The 286-nt window shown below is 46.9% G+C and carries 1 protein-coding gene; it reads left to right on the forward strand.

Features of this window, described 5'->3' with window-relative positions:
* A partial coding sequence (locus GQ589_RS12075; protein ID WP_202115126.1) for a contractile injection system protein, VgrG/Pvc8 family occupies positions 1-286 on the forward strand: 286 nt, incomplete at both ends.

Here is a 286-nt window from a genome sequence, read left to right on the forward strand (position 1 = left end):
TTGGAATTAAAAGAGAGCTACCCTGCTCGAGAATTTATTACTCAATGGCAAGAAAGTGACCTTGAGTTCCTCCAACGCTTATTGGCGGATGTGGGGATTTGGTTTCGTTTTGAGACACATGCTGAGCACGACTGTAATGTGATGGTGCTAAGTGATTATGAGCAAGGTTATGCTCAAGTTGCCGACATAGATTACACCCCCCCGAGTGGCACCTTAGATGGTGGCACGGAAAGTGTTTGGGCTATTCGCTTACACAGTGACGTGGTGGCATCTTCGGTTGAGGTAA

This window comes from Gilliamella sp. Pas-s27 (genome assembly GCF_009795865.1).
In the GTDB taxonomy this organism is placed as follows: Bacteria; Pseudomonadota; Gammaproteobacteria; order Enterobacterales; family Orbaceae; genus Gilliamella.